The 1335-nt window shown below is 73.8% G+C and carries 2 protein-coding genes; both read right to left on the bottom strand.

The features are described from left to right. Positions 1–940, bottom strand: a 940-nt coding sequence (locus tag AB0G02_RS40575) for an L-threonylcarbamoyladenylate synthase (protein ID WP_360805967.1), incomplete at its 3' end; no start/stop codon positions are given. Positions 941–1157: 217 nt separating this feature from the next. Then, complete coding sequence (locus AB0G02_RS40570) at positions 1158–1331, bottom strand: HAD hydrolase-like protein (RefSeq protein WP_360805970.1); 174 nt, start codon at positions 1329–1331, stop codon at positions 1158–1160. Positions 1332–1335: the final 4 nt, after the last annotated feature.

Genomic DNA, 1335 nt, shown 5'->3' with positions numbered 1-1335 from the left:
CGTCGCCGGTGGGTCGGGGGCCCGCGGCGCGGCGGAGTCGGTTGGCGATCGCCAAGCCCAGCCCCTCCTCCACCGGCAGGGACGCGACGATGAGGTCGCACCCCCGCTGGTCGAGCTCGCGCAGGAACCCGTACAGCCCGCGCGCGTAGGCGGCCGTCGAGACCGGGACCGCCACCACGGCGTGCGCCTCCACCGGGGCACTCGCGGAGGACGGGGGAAGGAGAACGCCCACCCGGTGTCCCAGCTCCTGCGCCAGCTCCGCTTCGACGGCGACCTTCTCGGGCTCGACGAGGACGACCCGCGCCCGCGGCGCGTAGTGCGACGGGTGCTGTCCCGGCACCCGGACGCGGCTCGTCGAGTGGACCGCGAGCGGGTGCCCCAGCACCGCTTCGAGGTCCTCGCGCGTCACCCCGCCAGGCCGCAGGACGCTCGGGACGTCGCCCGTGGCGTCGACGATGGTCGACTCGACGCCCACCTCGCACGGGCCGCCGTCCAGCACGAAGTCGACGGCGTCACCCAGCTCCGCACGGACGTGGTCCGCCGTCGTGGGGCTGACCGAACCGAAGCGATTGGCCGACGGGGCCGCCACACCGCCCCCGAAGGCCGACAGCAGCGCGAGCGCCACCGGGTGGTCGGGCACGCGCACGGCCACCGTCTCCAACCCACCCGTCGCTTCGAGGGGCACCCGACGACCGCGCCGCAGGACCAGTGTCAACGGCCCTGGCCAGAAGCGCTCGGCCAGCAGGCGCGCGGTCGCGGGGACGTCCTCGACCCAGCCGTCCAGGTGCTCCACGCCGGCGACGTGGACGATCAGCGGGTGGGAGGGCGGGCGTCCCTTGACCTGGAAGACGCGCGCGACCGCAGCCGGGTCCTCGGCACTGGCGCCCAGGCCGTAGACGGTTTCGGTCGGGAAGGCCACCAGGCCCCCGACTCGCAGCACACCGGCCGCCTTCTCGACATCACTGCTGCTACCCGACACCCGAGCAATCCTGCCACCCACCCCACTTCGCCCGTTCCGCGACCTCGTCGGCGCATGACGACCCTCCCCGTCGACAGGACGAAGCGTTCGCGGTCGGCTGACGGGTCGTTGCGAGCCACTTGCAGGTAGGCCGTCGGGATCGGGCTGATCCGCGGTACCGGGTCGACCATCGCGGGTGTCAGGCGAGCGGGCTGTCGTCCAGCGCCTTCAGGAGGTCGGCGGGGGTGTCGTAGATGGCGATGGCGCCGGCCTCCTTGAGCTCGTCGTCCCCGAAGCCGCCGGAGCGGACGGCGATCGCCGGCATCCCGGCTCGTCTCGCCGCCTCCACGTCCCACACCGAGTCACCGACCATCACG

The sequence above is a fragment of the Actinosynnema sp. NPDC023658 genome (genome assembly GCF_040639995.1).
Classification (GTDB): domain Bacteria; phylum Actinomycetota; class Actinomycetes; order Mycobacteriales; family Pseudonocardiaceae; genus Actinosynnema.
The sequence above is the reverse complement of the archived record's forward strand: the minus strand, read 5'-3'. Positions and strand labels throughout refer to the sequence as shown.

Coding starts and splice junctions, on each gene's coding strand:
- AB0G02_RS40570 (WP_360805970.1), bottom strand. CDS start 1,331: ATGGTCGGTGACTCGGTGTGGGACGTGGAGGCGGCGAGACGAGCCGGG.